The organism is Patescibacteria group bacterium (genome assembly GCA_038063375.1).
GTDB lineage: Bacteria > Patescibacteriota > Minisyncoccia > Phycocordibacterales > JANLHH01 > JANLHH01.
Map to the genome: position 1 here is coordinate 1 of JBBTVG010000015.1, position 2,069 is coordinate 2,069.

Here is a 2,069-nt window from a genome sequence, read left to right on the forward strand (position 1 = left end):
AAACGGCTTGAAATCAGCGGATTTAAATCATTTGCGCGCAAGGTCGTGTTTGAGTTTGACGCGCCTGTTTGTGCGATTGTGGGTCCTAATGGGTCTGGAAAATCAAACATTGCGGAAGCAATTCGGTTCGTACTCGGCGAACAATCCATGAAATCGTTGCGCGGCAAGCGCGGAGAAGATCTCATCTGGAACGGGGGAGGCGCTGTGGGGCGCTCCAATCATGCGGACGTGACCATTGTGTTTGACAACACGAGGAATGAATTTGAACTTGACTATGACGAGGTGGCGCTCAAGCGCTCGGTTTCCCGCGACGGGGAGAACCAGTATTTCATTAATAATTCGCAAGTGCGTCTCCGAGATATTTTTGAGTTACTGGGGAAGATACATATTGGCGCTACCGGACACCATATCATTTCTCAGGGAGAGGCGGATAGAATACTCAATGCGAACATCAAAGAACGCCGCTCTATGATCGAGGAAGCGCTGGGGCTTCGGGTGCATCAGTGGAAGATAGAAGAGAGCGAAAAAAAACTCGCGAAAACAGAAGAGAATATCAAACAAGTGGAGTCACTGCGAAGAGAGATCGCTCCCCATATTCGTTTTCTCAAAAAACAGGTTGAGAGAGTGGAACGCGCGAAAGAGATGCGCGAAGATCTGAAAGGGCTCTATGCCGAATATCTGAAACGTGAGGATGAATATCTTACCCATCATCGCACGCGTCTTTCGGAAGAACGCAAGGGTCCCGAACGAGAACTGAAACAACTGGAAGAAGAGCTGGAGAGCGCGCGTCGCGCGCTCGCTTCCGGGAACGCAGAGGACCCCAAAAGTAAGGAGCTTGTTCTCTTGGAACGCGATATCAGCGCCGCGCGAACCACGAAAGATGAATTATCGCGAGCGCTTGGTCGTATTGAGGGCATGATTGAGTTTGAAGAGCGCCGCTTGCAAAAAGCGCGCGAGCAGCATAAAGAGGTTGAAGTGGTGGCATACCGGGACGTGAAAGGATTCACAGAGGATCTGGAAGAATATGTCACCCAAGCTCTGGCACAACATACCATTGAAGAGGCGCGGCGTATATTTGAGAAAGTGCGGTCCGCACTTTCGGATTTTCTCGCGCGCATACGCCACACTGATACCGAAACGCTTGTTCCCGCGAGCGAACTCGAATCCATGAAAAAAGAGAAAAGGGATATTGAAGACAAGCTCTCTCTTGCCGTAAAGGAAGCCCATGCGTTAGAAAAGACATACGGGGCACTGAAGGAAGAAATAGAAAAAGAAAAAGACTCTTCACGCGAAATTGAAAAAACCATTTTCAAAATGATGGCGCAGAAGAGCGAGCTTTCCGCTGTGATGCAAAGGATCCGGGGGGAAGAGGAGAGAATTGCGGGGGCTGGAACCGCCTTCAAAGAAGAGATACGGGAAGGGATAGTGCTTATCGGACGCGACATAATGCTCTATGAAAATTTTGCCATTGCCGCAGGAGACGCTCTCGCGGAAGATCGCGCCGTACAGGAAGAGCGCAGAAGGCGCATTGAGAAAATGAAGATCAAATTGGAAGATATGGGTGCCGGAGGTGCCGAAGAGATACTGAAGGAATACGAAGAAATAACGGAACGCGATGTTTTCCTGGAGCGAGAAGTTCTGGACCTTGAAAAAAGCGCCGCATCTCTGCGAGAGCTTATTATTGAACTCTCTCTCAAGCTCGACGCTGATTTCAAGGAGGGTGTTACCAAGATCAACAAGCAATTTCACGAGTTTTTCACGCTTATGTTCGGCGGCGGAGCCGCATCTCTGTCGGTGGTAGCGCAGAAAAAACGCAAACGTCCCGATGTGGATCTAGTACTTGATGAAGACATGCCGCCGCCGGAAGAAGAAGAGGAAGAGGGTATTGATATCAATGTTTCTCTCCCGCGCAAAAAAATAAAAGGACTCGCCATGCTCTCGGGAGGAGAACGCGCGCTCACTTCCATTGCCCTTATTTTTGCGATCTCGCAAGTGAATCCGCCGCCCTTTTTGGTGTTGGACGAGACCGATGCGGCGCTTGATGAAGCAAACTCGCGCAAATACGGCGA

1 protein-coding gene is annotated in these 2,069 nt (G+C 50.0%); it reads left to right on the plus strand.

The annotated features are described in order from the left end of the window. Positions 1 to 2,069 (plus strand): AAA family ATPase (locus AAB523_02230; GenBank protein ID MEK7556086.1); only part of this gene is annotated, 2,069 nt, incomplete at both ends.